The organism is Paenibacillus sp. USHLN196, from assembly GCF_037144955.1.
Lineage (GTDB): Bacteria > Bacillota > Bacilli > Paenibacillales > Paenibacillaceae > Paenibacillus > Paenibacillus xylanexedens_C.
The window spans coordinates 236,405-254,758 of the sequence record NZ_JBBCYH010000008.1 but is presented as its reverse complement, the minus strand read 5'-3'; the positions used below and the strand labels follow the sequence as shown (position 1 = coordinate 254,758).

Genomic DNA, 18,354 nt, shown 5'->3' with positions numbered 1-18,354 from the left:
ATCCGGTGATAAAGGCGAACGCTTCTCTTCATCAGATTGCTTCTGCACTCTCCGTTATGGTTGAATTTCTTATTTTCAATTTATATAACACATTAAAAATCGTCTTATATCCCTGGTGGCTGTAATTTAGCCGATTACGGTGAACTTCTTGTCCGACTTCGTGAGAATATGAATACCCGTCTCGGTAATCACTACGTCATCCTCGATACGCACGCCGCCAAGTCCGTCAATATATATACCCGGTTCAACGGTAACAACCATACCCGGTTTCAATACATCGTCGCTAAGCTTGGACAAGCGAGGAGCTTCGTGAACTTCCATGCCCAGACCGTGGCCTGTGCTGTGTCCGAACTGATCTCCATATCCGTGACCTGCAATGATATCACGAGCCAGTGCATCTGCTTCCCGTCCGGTCATGCCCGGTTTCAGGTTCTCCAGCGTATGTAACTGAGCTTCCAGTACAATGTCATAAATTTTGCGCAGTTCAGGTACAGGTGTGCCTGTTGCAATGGTACGTGTCAGATCTGAACAGTATCCGTCCAAAAGTGCACCAAAGTCAAATGTAATTAACTCATTTTGACCGATGACCTTGCTGCTCGCTACACCGTGAGGCATAGCAGAACGTTCACCCGATGCTACAATCGTGTCGAACGAAGAGGACGTTGCTCCATGTTTACGCATGAAAAACTCCATCTCCAGATCCACTTCACGCTCCGTCATGCCTGGTTTTGCAAACTGCAACACGTGGCTGAACGTGGCATCCGCCAAATCTGCTGCTCTCTGCATAACCGCAATCTCGTCTTGATCCTTGAACATGCGAAGTTGTTCCACAATCCCGGATACAGCTTTCAGTTCGATAGATTGAAGTGCTTCAGCATAAGCGGAATGCGTGCCGAATGTGACACTATCCTGCTCGAAGCCGACTTCTTTGATATTCGCGGATGTCAGCAATTCGCGCACCGTATCCATCGGCTTAGCTCCATGCTCCACAACGGTAAATCCTTTGGCTTGCTGAGGCGCTTGTGACATATAACGGAAATCAGTCAGCAAATATGCATCCTGTTCCGTAATCAGCACATATCCCGCAGAGCCTGTAAAGCCCGTCATATAACGACGGTTAATCGGGTTTGTAATCAGCATTGCTGTGAGTTCACGCTCACGCATGGCTTCACGCAACTTATTTACTCGTTTGTTTTCCATCGGTAACCCTTCTTTCTCTCACATTCCCGGGTTCCCGGCTCAGGTTTGTTTGTCCAGATGACGCACAAGAGCCAGCAATCCCAGTTCATAGCTTACTTCGCCAAATCCGGCAATCTGCCCGATTGTTTCCGCTGCAATCACTGAATGATGTCTGAACGCTTCGCGTGCATGAATGTTGGATAGATGTACTTCCACTGTAGGGACTTTTACAGCATTGATTGCATCACGTATAGCATAGCTATAGTGGGTAAATGCTCCGGCATTCAATATCAGCCCGTCTGCTTCACCTAACGCTGCATGAATGCGGTCAATGATGCCCCCTTCATGGTTCGATTGATAAAAAGCGATGGAGACGCCAAGTTCATCAGCCTGTCTGCGAATTTTGTCCTCAATATCCTTCAGACTAAGCGTTCCATAGATGCCCGGCTCACGTACTCCAAGCATGTTCAGGTTCGGACCATTGATCACAATAATTCGTTTCATCGCTGCTCCACCCTCTCTGCAAATAACCATCTGCTATTTTAACACAGGCATTGCCGGATTGAGAAGCTTTTTTGCGCTATGCCCCCGCTTGCTCTGGCTCGCGTTTGCGTTCGTCCGTGTACTCCATGGCTACCGTGTAACCAATGAACAGCCCCCATAGCAAAAAGAAACAGAGTTCCGTGATGATCGAATCCCACGTTAAACCGTTCAGAGGCTTCATCATCCCGAGTTTCGGCCCTACCAGTACAAAGAGAATCAGCCACCAGACAATTCCATACACCATGCCGGGTAAAGGCCCTTTTAATTTTCTAATCGTGAACGTGTAGAGCAAAGAAGCCAAGATGGAAAAAACGATAAAAAACAACCAGCCTGTTAAATGCCCAGCTGCGGTATATATATATTCATGTTTGAAAAAAGGCTCGGCCAAAAATCCCACCGGCACAATCGTAAAATGCAGCAGATAGAATAGCCAGTGTAGCCCACCCCAGATAAACCCGGCAAAGAAGCCAAGCTCTAATGCAAAGGAAAATGGCTTGGTATAATAGTGCGCTTGACCTTGTCGCTGAGTAGGGCGCCTGCCCTTATCTTTTTGCTGACGCTCATTCGGTCGTTGACCTTCATCATGTGATGTATCATCATGCTTACGTTCTGTCATCGATATTCTCCTTCATTTCAGTTGATAACCCCGTATTATGACTCGATTTTTGTGCCTCATTCTACGAGGTAGTATGTTCAAAACAGGACAATCTTAACAACATCCTTCAAGGATTGACTCACAAACTAGAAATTGCTCTTAAAATTCGATACAATAGGGTTATTAAACTGCCTTTGATCGCGAAGGCCTAGAACAGAATAGGAAGGTGAATAATTTGCCTCAACAATCCAAGCCTGTCAGCTATGGGGGGCAAGCTGTCATTGAAGGCGTAATGTTCGGTGGGAAACATGTCAACGTTACAGCTGTTCGTAGAAAAGACGGCGAAATTACGTATCTGGAAGTTCCCAAGCAAGACAAGTCCTGGGTCACGAAATTGCGGCGGATTCCTTTATTACGCGGAATTGTCAGCATTATAGATTCAAGTGTCAAAGGTAGCAGACATCTCAATTACTCTGCTGACGCCTATGCTGATGATGAACTGGAACCGGAAGAGAAAGCCAAGCAAAAAGAGAAAGAAGGTTCAGGCTGGAGCCTTAGCATGATCATTGGTGTGACTGCGGTAGCTATCCTTTCATTCCTTTTCGGTAAAGTTGTGCTTACATTACTTCCTGTTGTCATCGAGAATTTTCTATTTAAAAATGCATTCGACAATCAATTTTTGCATAATTTACTGGAAGGCGGCATCAAGCTGATCCTGTTGCTCGCTTACTTGTGGTTAATCTCACAGACGCCGATGATCAAACGTCTCTTCCAGTATCATGGAGCGGAACACAAAGTAATCAGCGCACATGAAGCTGGTGAAGAATTGACACCGGAGAACGTGCAAAAATACAGCCGGCTGCACTACCGTTGTGGAAGCAGCTTTATTATGTTGACTGTCATTATTGGAGTGTTTCTGTACTCCCTCTTCACGTACGATAACCTATGGGAACGGATGGGTCAGCGTCTGCTGTTGTTGCCTGTCGTATTGGGTATATCTTTTGAGCTGTTAAAGCTTACGAATTCGGTACGTGATATTCCTGTACTGCGTTATCTCGGATACCCGGGATTATGGTTGCAATTGTTGACAACAAAAGAACCGACCAACGAACAGGTTGAAGTATCGATTGCTTCGTTTAACCGTATGCGTGAGTTGGATGCCAAGCTCGCCAATGTCTCCGCTAGATCAGAAGTACCTGTTGCAACACTCGATCCTGTGAAAGGGTGAATGATATGAACAAGCAGGCAATCTTATTTTGGACGTTCATCGCACTAGCTGCTGTTGGAGTATTGACTTGGTTGGGGAGCGCTAGTCCCTCCAGAATCATTATTCCTCTGGTCGTGTTCGGAGCTGTATTCCTGCTGTATAAGTATCCGCCTCGTCGCTGGGCACAAAAAGCCAAATCACCGAAAATTAAGCCATCGGCACGTACCATGGCGAAAGTAAATGCACAGTCCAGTGCCAGAAAGAGCAGCGGCTCTTCGAAGAAACGCAAGGATTATCCTTTCCAAGTGATTCAGGGACAAAAAGGTAAAAGCGATGAAGATATACCGAAATTTCACTAAAAGTTATTGAACATACAAAAAAGCAATTCTTCCAACAAGCGGAGAATTGCTTTTTTCGTGTTATACAGGAATCAGAGGCGGAGCTTCAGCTTGTTTCTTGCTGAGCTCTTTTCTTTGTTTGTCCAGCTGATTATCATACATTTTCGTGTTCCATCCATTGAAAAATTCGGTTCCCGCGTTCGCACCGGATCGATACAAAGCCGTACTGTCTTGTACCGATAGATGAAACTGTGTCGGTTTAATCCCCAGTGTTGGTATTTTCACTGTACGGAACCGGTTAATCTGTTCAATATAGCGCTCATCGTGGGCTGTGAGCATCGTCTCCACAAGAGCCTGAAGCATGCTTAGCGGTCCTTTAATCCGTGCAGGTTCCACCTCTGTCTTACCCACCATTTTGAATCCGACAACCGGAATCATGTCTCCCCCTCGTTCCGAACGATCACCATCGAAGAGCCACAGCGGAAAATTGCTAAGCAATCCACCATCCACAACATAAACGAACTGATCTTGAAAAGGCAGGCCTTTGGAGAATACCGGCGATTTGCGTATCACGACCGGATCGAAAAAATACGGAATACTGCAACTCATGCGTACCGCTTTCGCAACATCCAGCTTGGCAGGATCAATTCCGAAGCGCCGAATATCATCTGGCAGCACCAGAATGGTCCCATTGGATATATCTGATGCTGTAATGAGCAGCTTGCCTTGCGGCAAGTCGGCAAAAGTGCGAATCCCTTTCTGCTCCAGCATCTTGCGAATCCATGATTCCAGCGCTTCCCCCGAATACAAACCTTTCTTCAAGAACAGCCTCGCTGCGGGGCCGATCCATCGGGTATTAAATATGGGGGAACGACGCAGCAATGAAGCAAACGGCGTATTCTCAATAATGACTTTCATCTCTTCGGCCCTGTAACCAGCCGCTAGTAGAGCAGCTACAATAGAACCCGATGACGTCCCAGCCACCCGATTAAACTGAATGCCGCAGTCTTGAGCACCCTGCACAGCTCCCGCAAGCGAAATTCCCTTCACGCCTCCACCTTCAAACACTGCGTTAATTAACACAACAAAACCCCCGTTCTCCAGGCAGCCACGTTTCTACTGCCACTCTATGAGAACAAGGGTTTGTCTTATAACCGTATTGTTAAATTGTTTTAGAGACCATAATAAGCTTTTAATTTGGCAATTAGGCCGAGAGGGTTTTTCGTCAGGTACTGTGAACTAAAGAATATATCCCCTTTAACCGAAGAATACTTCTTGTTGTAGTTCAGCTGATCGATGATCTCCTGTGATGTCTGCCAGCCAATCTCTGGCGTACCTAACTTATAAGGTGAGTGGCCAATATACAATTTTACATTCGTGTTAGCCACTTCATTCGCCCACCAGTCCACGACTTTGTCGTATCGGGCTGCGTTCAATGTCATACTCCAATACACCTGAGGGGCAACATAGTCGATCCACTCCTGATTAATCCATGTCCGCACATCCGCATTCATGCTATCATAAGCGGTTACTCCTGCTTTGGTATCAGAACCTGTCAGATCAACGGATTTGTTACGCCATACTCCAAATGGGCTAATTCCATATTCAACGTTAGCTTTCACGCTGTGAATGCTCTGTCCAAGCTGCTTGACGAATTGATTAATATTGTCACGACGCCATTCAGCACGGTCCTTGGTATTCAATGTGTTGTAAGTTTTGAAGGCTGCATCATCATTAAAGGTCACATTGGAAGGGTAGAAGTAATCATCCAGATGTACACCATCAATATCATACTGATTGACCACTTCCATGATCGTATCAATAATATGCTGTCTGGCTTCCGGGATACCCGGGTTAATGTACATTTTGCCGGACGCATTCACAATCCAGTCCGGATGAAGCTTGGAAATGTGATTTGCAGCCAGATTGGATGTACTCGCCGAATTCGTTGCTCTAAACGGATTGAACCAGGCATGGAACTCCAGACCACGTTTGTGTGCTTCCTCCACCATGAATGCAAGGGGATCATAGCCGGGATCTTTACCTTGTGTTCCTGTCAATACGCTGTTCCACGGTACCAGACCTGAAGGATAGACGGCATCCCCATTAGCTCTCACTTGAACGAATACGGCATTAATGCCCATCCCTTGTAAAGTGTCGAGCTGTTTCGTGTACTCCTGCTTTTGCTTCTCTACATTTCCCTTGGCACCGGATGAAGGCCAGTCTCCATTCACAGTGGAGATCCAGGCTCCCCGCATCTCTTCCGAAGCTGGTACAGTCCCTGTGCCTCCAGGCTCTGCTGGGGTTGCCGGAGTTGGTTCAGGAGTCGGTACTGATTCGTCTCCTGTGTACAGATCAATGGTCTGAGCCGCCTGATTCCAGTTTACCCGAATACCAAGGTTCTCACTGACGAATCGGATGGGTACCATGACCCGACCTTGCTTCAATTCTACGGATGCATCCAGACCAACTACAGTGTTATCCACGGTAGCCTGCTGGCGTCCGCTCGTCATCGTGATGACAGAATCCGATTTCTGAATAGTCACGGTACGTGTAGCCTGAGACCATAGAACAGACGCTCCCAGTCCTTCACTAATAACTCGCAGAGGCACCATCGTTACATTAACCTTAGGCAGGATGTAAGGTGATACATCCGATTCCAAGCGGTTACCATCTAGAAAAATAGCGATATTCTTCTGTCCGGCTGCTTGTGCTGTCATACCTGCTGTCTGTAATCCAAGTACAAAAATGAGCAGCAGCATCAATCCTTTACGAAACTTCATCAGTGCAATCCTCCAAAATCATTATAAATTTGCGGTAAATTCTACTAGTTTAATAGACGCTCCTAACGGCTGTTTAGTTGCGAATATCACCAAATTATGGTGTGGATGCACAAAAAAATGCTTCCTGCCATTGAAACGGCAAGAAGCATCCTTTGATCACAGGATACGATTCATTGTATATCACCATGTTGAAATTAACTGTTGAAAATCAAGACTCCGTATTACTCATAACGTCCTGAAGATTTTTGAGGTCACGTAACCGACTCTCATCCTGACGGAAGTATTCGACCAAAGACTCAATGCAAGTAATAGAATCCCAGCTCAAGTGATGTTCAATACCCTCAACATCATTATAGATGTTCTCTTCCTGAACACCAATCGTCGTCAAAAACTGTTCAAGCAGATGATGGCGCTCCATCAACCGTTTGCCCATCTTTTTGCCTTTTGGCGTAAGTACCAATCCGCGGTACTTCTCATAGATCAGGTACTCGTCTTTGTCCAGCTTTTGGATCATCTTGGTCACCGATGAAGGATGTACTTCCAGTCCTTCAGCTATATCAGACACACGAGCATAGCCCTTTTCATCAATTAATTTGTATATACGCTCCAAATAATCTTCCATACTGGGCGTTGGCATCTGCTTCCCTCTCTTCTCTCTGACCGGCCCCTATTCGTGCCAGGTCCCTATCTTATAATGATACATGTTATCAATACGCATTGGCAAGTCCTGCACAATTCGGAGTGTACGGTTACGCAAGTAATTGGCAGGCTTGACTTTTCCTCGAACGAGGCAAACTAATTAAAGTTCCGCATCGAAAGGAGTGATTTCGTGAGTACAAGTGTAGCCCAACCGCCTGCTCGAAAAGCAAAAGGCACTAAACCCTTTATTCCCGATTTGGTGTATTTTGAACCCGGTGCGCTGGAATATGATAAAGGCAAACGAATTATGGAATGGGTGACATCCAAAAACATCCCTTATCAGATGACCACATCCCATAACCGGATCATGAACCTGCCGGGTGAAACCGAACAAGAAAAGTACCGGATGGCGAAGCGTACTCTGGTTGTCGGTGTACGCAAAACACTCAAGTTCGACCAGTCGAAACCTTCAGCGGAATATGCCATTCCCATCTCTACAGGCTGTATGGGGCACTGCCATTATTGTTATCTTCAAACTACACTTGGCGCCAAACCTTATGTCCGTGTCTACGTTAATACCGAGGAGATCATTCAGGCTGCAAAAGGATACATCGAAGAACGCGCGCCAGAAATCACACGATTTGAAGCTGCCTGTACATCCGATCCCGTAGGACTTGAGCATATCACGGAAAATTTAAGTGACTTGATCCGTTTTATGGCGGAAGAAGAATATGGACGCTTGCGATTCGTAACTAAATATCATCACGTTGATCCGTTATTAAACATTAAGCATAATGGCCACACCCGTATCCGGTTTAGCGTCAATTCGGATTATGTCATCAAAAACTTTGAACCGGCTACTTCTAGATTTGAAGAACGCATTGAAGCCGCAGGCAAAATTGCACACGCCGGTTATCCTCTGGGATTCATTATCGCTCCGATTATGTGGTATGAAGGCTGGGAAGAAGGATACTCGGATCTGTTGCAGAAGCTGGCAGATACACTTCCAGAGGAAGCAACCAAGGATCTTACGTTTGAGATGATTCAGCACCGATTTACCAAAACGGCCAAAGCAACCATTGAGAAGCGTTATCCCAAGACCAAGCTTGAGATGGATATTGAGAAACGCAAGATGAAATGGGGCCGCTGGGGTCAGTACAAGTATGTGTATAAAGATGACCAGCAGGATGCACTTCGCGAATTCATTACGGAGCGAATTTTTGAGCATTTCCCATTAGCCAATATTGATTACTTCACCTAAACGAAAACAGCCCAACATCATATGCTGATATTAGTATTCCTAACAAACGATTAAAAAGCAGGTTACATGACCAGAATAATTCTGGTTTTATGTAGCCTGCTTTGCCATACTTTTTTAAATTAAAATTTAGTTTATACGCTTAAATAATCATCCATTCTGGTGTAATCTGCTGCAACCAGATGGTAATCTTCGTCATCTGATCTGTAAAAAGTAATACGCCAAGGAACAACATTAATGCTCCTCCGACTTTCATCATGACATTGGAATACCGTAAGATCCAGCGTGTCGAGCCGATGAAGAATGCCAAAATAAAGAAAGGTATTGCAAACCCTGCGGTATATCCTGTAATAAGCGCAAGCCAGGTTGTAGGCTCACTTGCAGCCATAGCTATGATCGCTGTTAGAATGGGGCCAATACAGGGCGACCAACCTGCTGAGAAACCGATACCAAATATAAATGATCCCAGATAGCCTGCAGGTTTCCATTTCATATTCAGCTTGCGTTCCTTCATCAGAAACTGCGGCTTGAACACACCCAGCAAAAACAAACCCATAAGCATAATCAGAATCGCAGACAATTGTCGGATCAGCTCACGGTTATCATTGAAAAACTGGCCAAACAGTCCTGCACCAAGACCAAGCGAATAAAATACAGCCGAGAAGCCCAATATAAACGCCAGCGTATGCGTCATAGTCTTAAAGCGGACTTCTCGCTGATTGCGGTCATCCTTCAATTGCTGCACCGTCATACCTGTGATATAAGAAAGGTATGATGGATACAGCGGAAGACAACATGGTGATATAAATGAGACCAAGCCTGCTACAAAAGCCATCCATACATTAACATCAGGCATGAAGCGGATGTCTCCCTTCCCTGGGCTCACGTGCTTGCTCGTTCAGTCGTCAGGCTCGGAACCCTTTTTTTCCAATCATCGTCAGAATCAGCATCATGATCAGCAATAATACGATCGTTGCTCCAGGTGCGAGGTTCCAGATGCCTGCTACGACCAGTCCAAGGACTACGGCAATTTCACCGATAACCACGGACAAAATAATGGCGGACTTGAAACTTCGGGCCATCAACAGGCTGACCGCTACCGGAATGGTCAATAACGCCGATACTAGAAGCGCACCTACAATCTTGATCGCCGTACTAATGACGAGGGCTGTCATCACAGTAATTAACATGTTCAGAATTCTCACAGGTAATCCTGTGACAGCTGCCGCATCTTCCTCAAAGCTCAAAAGGAAAAATTCCTTATGTAACAACGCCACTACGATCACCACGATCAGCGTAACCACACCTACCAGCTTCAGATCCGTCGCATCCAATGTATATATGCTGCCGAACAAATAACTCATGACATCTGCATTATATCCTTTGCCCAGCGTGAAGAACAATGATGCCAGCGCCACGCCTCCGGACATGATAATGGCAATCGATAATTCGGCATAACTCTTGTACGCTTTGCGTAATTTCTCTATTGCAAATGAAGCAAGAACGGCAAATATCAAACCTACCGCAATGGGATACACTTCAATCAGGAATCCGAGTGCAACGCCGGCGATGGTCACATGAGACAAGGTATCTCCAATCATGGATAACCGCCGTAACACCAGGAACAGTCCGATCAGCGGAGCGGTGATACCAATTAACAGTCCACCCGCCAGCGCACGCTGAAAAAAATCACTCATTAATATTTCCAAAACAAACACGACTCCTTCGGCCTTGCTCTAATCTAATGGGCCATAAATACGGCTAGCGCACCTGTGCAGTAGTATGTTGCAGGTTGGTCTCGGCACAATCTTGCAACTCATGCGAATGACGGACATGGAAATTAATTTTGCCATTCGTTACCGCAGCTTCGGAACCCAGATAATTCTCCATCCGGTCCATATCATGAGACACCATTAGAAAAGTCATCCGGTGATGTTCATGCATATGCGTAATCAGTTCAAAGAAACTGGCCTGTGATTCAGCATCAATACCTACCGTTGGTTCATCCAAAATCAGTAGATCCGGGTGATTGATAAGCGCTCGTGCCAAAAATACACGTTGCTGCTGTCCACCGGACAACTGACCAATACGTTTGTTCGCCAGATCCTCGATCCGCATGACCTGCATGGCATCCGTACACTGTTGCTGACATTTGCGAGACATACGACGGAACATGTTTTTGTTATTGTACAAGCCGGACATGACCACTTCACGTACGGTCGCAGGGAACAACGGGTTAAACGCATTCTTTTGTGGCACATACCCAATTCGGTCCCAGTCTTTGAACCTGTGGATCGACTGTCCGAAAAGTTTGATATCTCCCTGCGCAGGAGGCAACAATCCTACCAGCATGCGCAGCAACGTCGTTTTACCCGCGCCATTGGAACCGATAATCCCGACAAAGTCTCGTTCCTGGGCCATAAAATCGAGATTCTCAATCACTCGCTGGTCCCCGTAGGAAAATGATAGTTTCTCGATCTCTATAATTGGATCATGACATAATGGCATGATTTGCTGCATGGCAAAGCCGCCCTTCATTATAAATAAGGATCTCATAGCGTCCTAAGAGCCTTCACCGCGAACGGTAAAGACTCTTAGGTCTGAATCCTTCATTCTATCTTATTTTAATGCGATCAGCAGATTTTGCAAATTTTTCTCCATCAGGGTGAAATAATCATCCCCGTTTGTTGCTTGCTCTTTGGTCAATCCCTCAACAGGATTAAGGACCATGGTTTCCACACCTGCTTCGCTTGCCAGTGTTTTCGCCAATTTGTCAGATACCAGCTCTTCGAAGAAAATGTATTTGATACCTTCATCTTTAACCAATTTCGCAAGCTTCACAATATCCTGTCCTGTCGGTTCAGCATCCGGGGAGAGTCCCATAATGGCATGCTGGGTTAATCCATAATCACGCGTAAGGTAGCCAAACGCTTGGTGCGAGACAACAATTTCCTTGTTCGGTACCGTAGCCAGTTCATCCGTAAAACGCTGATCTAGCGTCTCAAGCTTGGTACGAAGCGCTTCATACCGTTGTTCGTAACCTGCTTTGTGATCAGGATCTGATTCGACCAGACTATTTTTTATATTTTCAGCCATGATCATGGCTGATTTCGGACTAACCCACGTATGTGGATCAATATGATGATCAGCGACATCTTCACTGCTCGCCTCATCTGCGTGTTCATCTGCATGCTCGTCTTCGTGTTCTTCGCCATGACCATGCCCATCATCACCCTCAGCGGTTAACAGCTTAACGCCTTCGCTGACAGCAACAGACTTCACCTGTGTATCACTGTTCAGCGACTTCAGGAAATTCGGTACCCATCCTTCGAGTCCAGCTCCATTATAAAAGAAGAGCTGTGCCTTGGACGTATTGACAATATCCTGACTTTTCGGAGTCCAGTCATGTGGCTCTACTCCCGTTGGCAGGAGATTAATGACATTGGCATCTTCACCACCGATTGCAGCTGTAAAAGCATATACAGGATAAAATGTCGTCACGACGTTTACTTTACCTTCCACCATCTTGGCATTATCGGAACTATTCTGCCCACACGCAGATAATACCAGTAAGCTGAGAATAAGCAGACCCGCCCATAGCATCTTCATGTTGCCTCTTTTGTTCATCTTCCCTGTCCGGTTAACCTGAACTTGATGTTGCACTTTATAAAATGTCATTATGATTCACTCCGCATCTCTTAATCGTAAACATTACTGAAAGAATTATAGGTAACCTGAACCCAGTTGTCAAGCGATCTCGTCCTATTCATTCTCTCCCGAAGTACGAAGTTCATAACAGTATATGCTTGTTCTCTTCCCTTAAGATGCGATTTATATCAACAAAAAAAGGGGCCCGAATTACATCGGGCCACCTTGTGTCATTTTTATGACAGGATTTATATATTCTTATTTCACTTGTGCGCCATTAGGCATGTTGTCCGGTACTGTAGCCAGTGTTAGTTGGTCGCCGTGCGACGCTGCCAGAATCATGCCCTGGGACAGTTCACCACGGAGTTTCACTGGTTTGAGGTTGGTCACACAGATGACTTTACGTCCAATCATCTCTTCTGGCGAATAAAACTTCGCAATTCCCGATACAACCTGGCGCTGCTCATAACCCAGATCCAGCTGCAATTTCAGCAACTTATCTGCTTTTTTGACCGGTTCGCAGGCAATGACTTGTGCGACACGCAGTTCAACTTTGGCAAAATCCTCAATACCGATCTCTTCCGTACCCTCAGGTGCAGTCACCGGTTCAACAACTGCCGTAGCTCCAGCTTCTGCTTGATTTGCTTCAGGCTGTGCCGCTTTTTGGCCGCCAGTCATTGCTTCCGAGATATAAGCAATTTCCTGTTCGGAATCCAAACGCGGGAAGATTGGATCACCTTTTTGCAAGGCATTTCCAGCTGGAACCAGACCCCATTGCTTGGCTGAATCCCAAGCCGTGAGTTCACCTTCCTGAATGCCGAGCTGTGCCCAGATTTTATGAGGAGCACGTGTCAGGAACGGTTGCAACAGAATCGAAGCAATCCGCAAGCTTTCGATCAGGTGAGACATCACGGATGCCAATTCATCGCGTTTTGCTTCATCACGAGCCAGCGCCCATGGCTGCGTCTCATCAATATATTTGTTGGTGCGGCTGACAAACTGGCTGATCGCCGTCAGTGCAACGGAAAACTGCAGGTTTTCCATCGCCTGTTCCACTTTTTCCACCGTAGCATGGCCTGCATCTTCCAGCGAAGCATCAAATTCCGTTACATTCGAAGCAAACGCAGGGGCTTTGCCTTCAAAATATTTGTCTACCATGGCAACTGTACGATTCAACAGGTTACCCAGATCGTTCGCGAGGTCAGAGTTGACACGCTCGACGAAGCTCTCCGGTGTAAATGTACCATCAGAACCAAACGGCACTTCACGCAGCAGGTAATAACGCAATGCATCCAGACCGTAGCGGTCGATCAGGGTCACCGGATCAACGACATTGCCTTTTGATTTGGACATTTTGCCATCCTTCATCAACAACCAGCCATGTGCGAAGACTTTCTTCGGCAAAGGCAAATCCAGCGCCATCAACATGATCGGCCAGTAAATCGTATGGAAACGAACAATTTCTTTACCTACCAGATGTACATCTGCAGGCCAGAACTTGTTATACAGGGATGTATCAGACGAACCGTAGCCCAGAGCTGTAATATAGTTGGACAACGCATCAATCCACACATAGACCACGTGTTTTGGATCGCCTTTGACTTTGACACCCCATTCAAATGTGGTACGTGATACGGCCAAGTCCTCAAGACCTGGCTTGATGAAGTTGTTGATCATCTCGTTCTTGCGGGACTCCGGTTGAATAAAGCCCGGGTTCTCTTCATAATATTGGAGCAGACGATCTGCATATTTGCTCATGCGGAAGAAGTAAGATTCTTCTTTGACCAGTTCCACGGGATGCCCGCTATCCGGACTCTTGGCTGAAATAATCTCGCCTTTTTCATTCTTTTCCACATCAACCAATTGTGTCTCCGTGTAATAAGTCTCATCGGGAATACTGTACCAGCCTTCGTACTCGCCTTTGTAGATATCTCCCTGCTTCAGCAAACGGTCAAAGATATCCTGAACTACGGTTTTGTGGCGCTCTTCTGTTGTACGAATAAAGTCGTCATTGGAAATGTCCAACTTGTTCCACAGTTCCTTAATGCCCACGACGATATCGTCGATAAAAGCTTGCGGTGATTGTCCTTTCTCTTGTGCCTTGCGCTCAATCTTCTGGCCATGTTCATCGGTTCCTGTCAGATAGTGAGCATCATAACCGCGTAGACGCTTGTAACGAACCATCGCATCTCCCGCCACCGTTGTATACGCATGCCCAATATGCAATTTGTCACTCGGATAATAAATCGGGGTTGTCAGATAAAATGTTTTTTGGTCAGCCATGAATGACTTCTCCTCCTTCAAATGTCCCTGCTTCTTGTGCTCCCTCTCGTCTAAAAACACTAAAAGAGAACACAAAAAACTCCCGTCCCTATGGGACGAGAGTTGCTCTCACGTGTTACCACCCAAATTCCCCGTGTTTTTCACAAAACACAGGCTCTGTCGGTCCTTCGACCGCCCATTAACGCTGGATCACGCCTCAGCCTTACGACAGCAGCTCTTAAATCACTGTCTGCACGCTCGAAAGAGGTTCCTCCGGGACCATGTTCCATCCTCCTCCCAGACCGGTTCTCAGCTCATCCGGCTCTCTGCACTGGGGGTGTGTCTGTACTTATCCCTTCACTGGAAATCATATAGAAGTTGTTCAAAAAGTAAAACCAGACTTTTAGAACCCGCATATATAGGAAAATATACTGAAATGCGGCCACCTTTGTCAAGTGGACAGCTTACTCAACTTCAACCCTGGCCTGCTTCCAGACTACACTATTACTTCAGGCGATATTGTTTACTCCGATACCATCATAGACTTCTCCGCCTTCGGCGGCACCAGATCCACGCCACCTGGATGAAATGGGTGACATTTGGCTATGCGTTTCGCTGTTAGCAACGAGCCCTTGAGAGCACCGTGTACTTCAATCGCCTCCATGGCGTAAGCCGAACAACTCGGATAGAACCGACAAGTCGGCGGCGTTAATGGAGAGATATAGTTGCGGTACACCCGAATGGGTGCCTGAGCAATTCTGCGAGATAACTTCATGGTCAGTGCTTCCCGTGAGCGTGTTGATGTCCAGACGCCGCTTTGGCCGGAGCATGCTCAACACAGTCCTTGCAATATCCAAATACCTCGAACTTGTGATCTACAACCTGAAATTGCTCAGGCGCATCCGCAAGCTGCATCGGGCAAAAAACAATGGGATATGTCTTCTGACACTTCAGGCAGATCATATGATGGTGATGATGATCTTCACTACAATGTGCTCTGAATTTGACGCCATCTTCGAAGATGACCTGTTCCAGTACACCCAGTTCCTGCATCACACGCAAATTCCGATATACCGTGTCAAAACTCAGTCCGCTATAAGTCTTACCCATATATTCATAGACGTCCTTGGGTGTAAGATACCCGGGCGACTCGGCAAATAACCGGGCCAATGTTTTCCGCTGATCGGTAATGCGGAGCCCCTGTGAGGACATGGTCGAAATAATCTGTTCTGTCGACAGCATGATCTAAAGCACCTCCTGTCATACGAGCATTTTGCATTATTCATAGAGCGACAGTTATTCGGCAAAAGCGAAAACTTTTGCTTTCTTGTATACCTCTAATAATGCATCAAATTACGATTAGAGTCAACGAAGACACCGGGTCATATCATTCCAACAACACATAAAAAGGACTCCATTCACATGCATTGTCATTACGTTTAGCTTGGAGCTAATGACATTGCATTTTGATGGAGTCCCTTCCTGACGGTTCAGATGATCAATCGTTCGGGCGACTTTTGGGGTGAACGGGTATATATGATATAAGCTTTCACTCCAAACCGTCCGTGCATGTTCCTGATATTACTTTTCAGCCGGAAGCGGTGTGAACAGCAGGTTAACAGGCAGGTTACTACCTGGTGCCGCCGAGAAGAGAATGGTTACACTCTCGCCGTACGAACCTGTGCGATACATAACGCTTTGCTCATTTGGTGCAGTAACAGATTTACCCGTGGAAATCTGAACGACCTGTCCATTCACGAGTGCCACACCTGAGTATCTGCCCCCACGAGGGTTGAAAGAAATCAACGTGCGCGGAGCAACGTTATTCAATGTAATTTTGTACAGTACACCGAAGTTACCTGCGTTGGAAGCTTCTGTATACGCCATAGGATCCGTTCCTACAAGGTTTGGATCACTTGCATTATCTCCAAGTGGAAGACGTGCAGGCTTCGACCCTACTTCTTGATCGTACGTAATAATCCGTGTTGCATTTGGATACGTTCCACGGTTGTGAACCCCATCACGATCGAGAACCGGCAGGCTCGACAACACTTCCATCGGGTCCTTGTTCTCTTCGATCATGATAATGTTGTAATCCAATTCATAATCACTGAATACATCCGAATACAAGGAGATGACTTGTCCCTGTTTCATCGGAAGAACGCTCAGATCATTGAGAATCAGCTTGCTTTCTCCTGGCTGGATGTACACTTTCTTTTGTCCGGTACCATTCTGCATGGATTGGAACCAACGGTCAATCGACAACTTTCCAGCTACCGTTGCAAAAGGAGACGGTCCTGCAAAGCCCATGTTTTGCTGTTCAATGGACGCCGTGTAAGCATTGTTGTTTGTTGCTACAACGTACATTTTCACGTTTTTGCCTGTGTTGTTCACATGGTGAATCATGAAGCGTGTCTGTCCGAAAGAAGATTCCTTGTACACAATGCCTTCTGTATTCACGGTTTCCGGGCTGTTACTGCGGATCAGCAGACTTGGTTCATCATAATATGTGAAAGGAACTTTCTCCAATGCCGGCACACCGCCACCGTCGAAGGTAAACTTCTCACCTACGGGTGTGAACAATTGGTTGAAGTCGGTCAAACTGTATAGCGTTTCGCCCGTAATATTGATCATCTTGGTATAGCTGTCGCTAGCACCATGTTTATCGGTAACTGTAATCGTTACGGTCTTCGGTCCTGGAACAAAGAATGCCAGTGCATTGTTATCCCATTCTGTTTTTACAATCGCATTTTCATCATCTGTACTTTGATCAATATAGGTGATTTTCTCACCCATTTTGTATTCTTCCTTATCCGTCGTAAACATCGCAACTGGTGGCAGATTCGGTCTTTCAACCTTAATCGTAACCGAGTATGGATCACTCCATTGACCACTTGAATCCTGGACCGCATAGGTTACCGTATATGTACCTGGTTGGTCGAATGAATCCTGACGGCCAGTCCAACGCTCATCAACAATGCTGAGCCCTTTGGGTGAACTGGATCTGGTTGTATAGGTTACCTGGTCACCAGCAAATACTTCTTTTTGTACCGTGAAGCTGGCTACCGGTTTGGTACTCAGATTCAATACAACCGTTTTGGCCGGTTGATTGACTTTATATGTGATGTTCAGGGCCTGCGTAATCGACGTCAGTGGCACCATGAACGTATTCTTTTGTTGATAAGCAGGACCCTTCATCGATCTGGATACACCATTAACGGTATAGATTGTGCTGTTTGTTTTGAAACGCAGCTCATCTTCACCACTAATTATGATCGTTTCTTTGGTTGTGTTATCGTATTTAACATCATAGCCAACCCGATCTACCAGAGCACGGATGGCTACATAGGATACACCTTTTTTAACAGCCATCGGCTGTCCGGCAAGATATGTTTTGCCATCTTGCATCATTTTGTTGCTGTTCATATACAGCGTGAGGTCTCCACCCCCGCCTCCAGCAGTCGAATTCCCTGTAGACGGTTGCTCCACTTCTACCGGTGCAGGTGCTGGTGTTTCCTCAGCTGTACCTTCTTCGTCCGTAGGTTCCGTTACCGGCTCAACAGGAGTCGCGTCTGTTCCTGTAGGAACATCTGTCTCAGGATTCACTTCTTCAGTTGTTTCATTATTTGATGTTGGAGTGTCTGTTCCGGATTTCACTTCGGATTCCGCGATGGTTTGTTCTTTCTTCACAACCTCCACGGATTTAACTTTGGCTGTATTCACTGATGTAGTATCGCTCTGATCTGCTGATTGTGCATTGGCAGGAATCACTGCAAACGCTTGAAAAACAGCAAAAGCGGTAAGTATGGACAATTTCTTCTTCAAATTCATTCTTTGTCTTTGGCTCCTTCTGCTCCCATTTTATAAATATCCCCCTCAAAAAGTCATATTATTAGACGCTT

Annotated in this window: 17 protein-coding genes; 3 read left to right on the top strand and 14 right to left on the bottom strand. The window is 46.1% G+C overall.

Translation table 11 applies throughout. From position 1 onward, the window contains the following. Positions 1 to 126 precede the first annotated feature (126 nt). The 3 genes from WFI24_RS20450 to WFI24_RS20440 form a co-directional block, all read right to left on the bottom strand. Positions 127 to 1,200 (bottom strand): M24 family metallopeptidase, encoded by a 1,074-nt coding sequence (locus WFI24_RS20450; RefSeq protein WP_145322647.1) that lies wholly within the window; start codon positions 1,198 to 1,200, stop codon positions 127 to 129. Between the two features lie 39 nt (positions 1,201 to 1,239). Beyond that, complete coding sequence (aroQ, locus tag WFI24_RS20445; protein WP_336763744.1) at positions 1,240 to 1,683, bottom strand: type II 3-dehydroquinate dehydratase; 444 nt, start codon at positions 1,681 to 1,683, stop codon at positions 1,240 to 1,242. Positions 1,684 to 1,759: 76 nt separating this feature from the next. After that, positions 1,760 to 2,338 carry a YqhR family membrane protein gene (locus WFI24_RS20440; RefSeq protein ID WP_145322651.1) on the bottom strand — a complete coding sequence of 193 codons (579 nt, stop codon included), beginning with the start codon at positions 2,336 to 2,338 and terminating at the stop codon, positions 1,760 to 1,762. Between the two features lie 214 nt (positions 2,339 to 2,552). On the opposite strand from WFI24_RS20440, the gene WFI24_RS20435 reads away from it, so the two are divergent. Then, complete coding sequence (locus tag WFI24_RS20435; protein ID WP_145322653.1) at positions 2,553 to 3,545, top strand: DUF1385 domain-containing protein; 993 nt, start codon at positions 2,553 to 2,555, stop codon at positions 3,543 to 3,545. 5 nt (positions 3,546 to 3,550) lie between these two features. Further along, complete coding sequence (locus WFI24_RS20430; protein WP_145322656.1) at positions 3,551 to 3,883, top strand: hypothetical protein; 333 nt, start codon at positions 3,551 to 3,553, stop codon at positions 3,881 to 3,883. Positions 3,884 to 3,943: 60 nt separating this feature from the next. On the opposite strand, the gene WFI24_RS20425 is transcribed toward WFI24_RS20430, so the two are convergent. From WFI24_RS20425 to mntR, 3 genes are all read right to left on the bottom strand, one after another. Next, positions 3,944 to 4,945 (bottom strand): patatin-like phospholipase family protein, encoded by a 1,002-nt coding sequence (locus tag WFI24_RS20425; protein ID WP_336763742.1) that lies wholly within the window; start codon positions 4,943 to 4,945, stop codon positions 3,944 to 3,946. A gap of 89 nt (positions 4,946 to 5,034) precedes the next feature. After that, entirely contained in the window at positions 5,035 to 6,645 is a 1,611-nt protein-coding gene (locus WFI24_RS20420; RefSeq protein ID WP_336763740.1) for a family 10 glycosylhydrolase, read from the bottom strand. Positions 6,646 to 6,853: 208 nt separating this feature from the next. Next, positions 6,854 to 7,282, bottom strand: a complete 429-nt coding sequence (gene mntR, locus WFI24_RS20415; protein WP_062835284.1) for a transcriptional regulator MntR — start codon at positions 7,280 to 7,282, stop codon at positions 6,854 to 6,856. 192 nt (positions 7,283 to 7,474) lie between these two features. Between mntR and splB the strand changes: the two genes are divergently transcribed. Next, entirely contained in the window at positions 7,475 to 8,545 is a 1,071-nt protein-coding gene (splB, locus tag WFI24_RS20410) for a spore photoproduct lyase (RefSeq protein WP_336763738.1), read from the top strand. Between the two features lie 139 nt (positions 8,546 to 8,684). Here splB and WFI24_RS20405 read toward each other — a convergent pair whose 3' ends face one another. The 8 genes from WFI24_RS20405 to WFI24_RS20370 all read right to left on the bottom strand — a co-directional run bounded on the left by WFI24_RS20405 (position 8,685) and on the right by WFI24_RS20370 (position 18,283). Further along, entirely contained in the window at positions 8,685 to 9,398 is a 714-nt protein-coding gene (locus tag WFI24_RS20405) for a cytochrome c biogenesis CcdA family protein (protein ID WP_336763736.1), read from the bottom strand. 49 nt (positions 9,399 to 9,447) lie between these two features. Continuing rightward, positions 9,448 to 10,251: a metal ABC transporter permease gene (locus WFI24_RS20400; protein ID WP_017687569.1), complete on the bottom strand. Its 804-nt coding sequence runs from the start codon at positions 10,249 to 10,251 to the stop codon at positions 9,448 to 9,450. A gap of 52 nt (positions 10,252 to 10,303) precedes the next feature. Beyond that, positions 10,304 to 11,062 carry a metal ABC transporter ATP-binding protein gene (locus tag WFI24_RS20395; protein WP_336763733.1) on the bottom strand — a complete coding sequence of 253 codons (759 nt, stop codon included), beginning with the start codon at positions 11,060 to 11,062 and terminating at the stop codon, positions 10,304 to 10,306. A gap of 99 nt (positions 11,063 to 11,161) precedes the next feature. Further along, complete coding sequence (locus tag WFI24_RS20390; RefSeq protein WP_336763874.1) at positions 11,162 to 12,169, bottom strand: metal ABC transporter solute-binding protein, Zn/Mn family; 1,008 nt, start codon at positions 12,167 to 12,169, stop codon at positions 11,162 to 11,164. Positions 12,170 to 12,448: 279 nt separating this feature from the next. Continuing rightward, positions 12,449 to 14,494 (bottom strand): methionine--tRNA ligase, encoded by a 2,046-nt coding sequence (metG, locus tag WFI24_RS20385; protein WP_336763731.1) that lies wholly within the window; start codon positions 14,492 to 14,494, stop codon positions 12,449 to 12,451. A gap of 481 nt (positions 14,495 to 14,975) precedes the next feature. Beyond that, on the bottom strand, positions 14,976 to 15,227 hold the full coding sequence (yidD, locus tag WFI24_RS20380; RefSeq protein WP_017687565.1) for a membrane protein insertion efficiency factor YidD: 252 nt from the start codon (positions 15,225 to 15,227) through the stop codon (positions 14,976 to 14,978). A 2-nt stretch (positions 15,228 to 15,229) separates the two neighbouring features. Further along, a complete protein-coding gene (locus tag WFI24_RS20375; RefSeq protein WP_336763729.1) occupies positions 15,230 to 15,694 on the bottom strand; it encodes a Fur family transcriptional regulator in 465 nt (154 codons plus the stop codon). Between the two features lie 339 nt (positions 15,695 to 16,033). Then, entirely contained in the window at positions 16,034 to 18,283 is a 2,250-nt protein-coding gene (locus WFI24_RS20370; RefSeq protein ID WP_336763727.1) for a stalk domain-containing protein, read from the bottom strand. Positions 18,284 to 18,354: the final 71 nt, after the last annotated feature.

Bases quoted from the DNA above. Each gene is read 5' to 3' on its own strand.
- WFI24_RS20370 (WP_336763727.1), bottom strand. From the start codon at position 18,283: ATGAATTTGAAGAAGAAATTGTCCATACTTACCGCTTTTGCTGTTTTT.
- mntR (WP_062835284.1), bottom strand. From the start codon at position 7,282: ATGCCAACGCCCAGTATGGAAGATTATTTGGAGCGTATATACAAATTA.
- WFI24_RS20375 (WP_336763729.1), bottom strand. From the start codon at position 15,694: ATGCTGTCGACAGAACAGATTATTTCGACCATGTCCTCACAGGGGCTC.
- WFI24_RS20405 (WP_336763736.1), bottom strand. From the start codon at position 9,398: ATGCCTGATGTTAATGTATGGATGGCTTTTGTAGCAGGCTTGGTCTCA.
- WFI24_RS20430 (WP_145322656.1), top strand. From the start codon at position 3,551: ATGAACAAGCAGGCAATCTTATTTTGGACGTTCATCGCACTAGCTGCT.
- WFI24_RS20440 (WP_145322651.1), bottom strand. From the start codon at position 2,338: ATGACAGAACGTAAGCATGATGATACATCACATGATGAAGGTCAACGA.
- aroQ (WP_336763744.1), bottom strand. From the start codon at position 1,683: ATGAAACGAATTATTGTGATCAATGGTCCGAACCTGAACATGCTTGGA.
- WFI24_RS20450 (WP_145322647.1), bottom strand. From the start codon at position 1,200: ATGGAAAACAAACGAGTAAATAAGTTGCGTGAAGCCATGCGTGAGCGT.
- WFI24_RS20390 (WP_336763874.1), bottom strand. From the start codon at position 12,169: ATGAACAAAAGAGGCAACATGAAGATGCTATGGGCGGGTCTGCTTATT.
- WFI24_RS20395 (WP_336763733.1), bottom strand. From the start codon at position 11,062: ATGCAGCAAATCATGCCATTATGTCATGATCCAATTATAGAGATCGAG.
- WFI24_RS20420 (WP_336763740.1), bottom strand. From the start codon at position 6,645: ATGAAGTTTCGTAAAGGATTGATGCTGCTGCTCATTTTTGTACTTGGA.
- yidD (WP_017687565.1), bottom strand. From the start codon at position 15,227: ATGAAGTTATCTCGCAGAATTGCTCAGGCACCCATTCGGGTGTACCGC.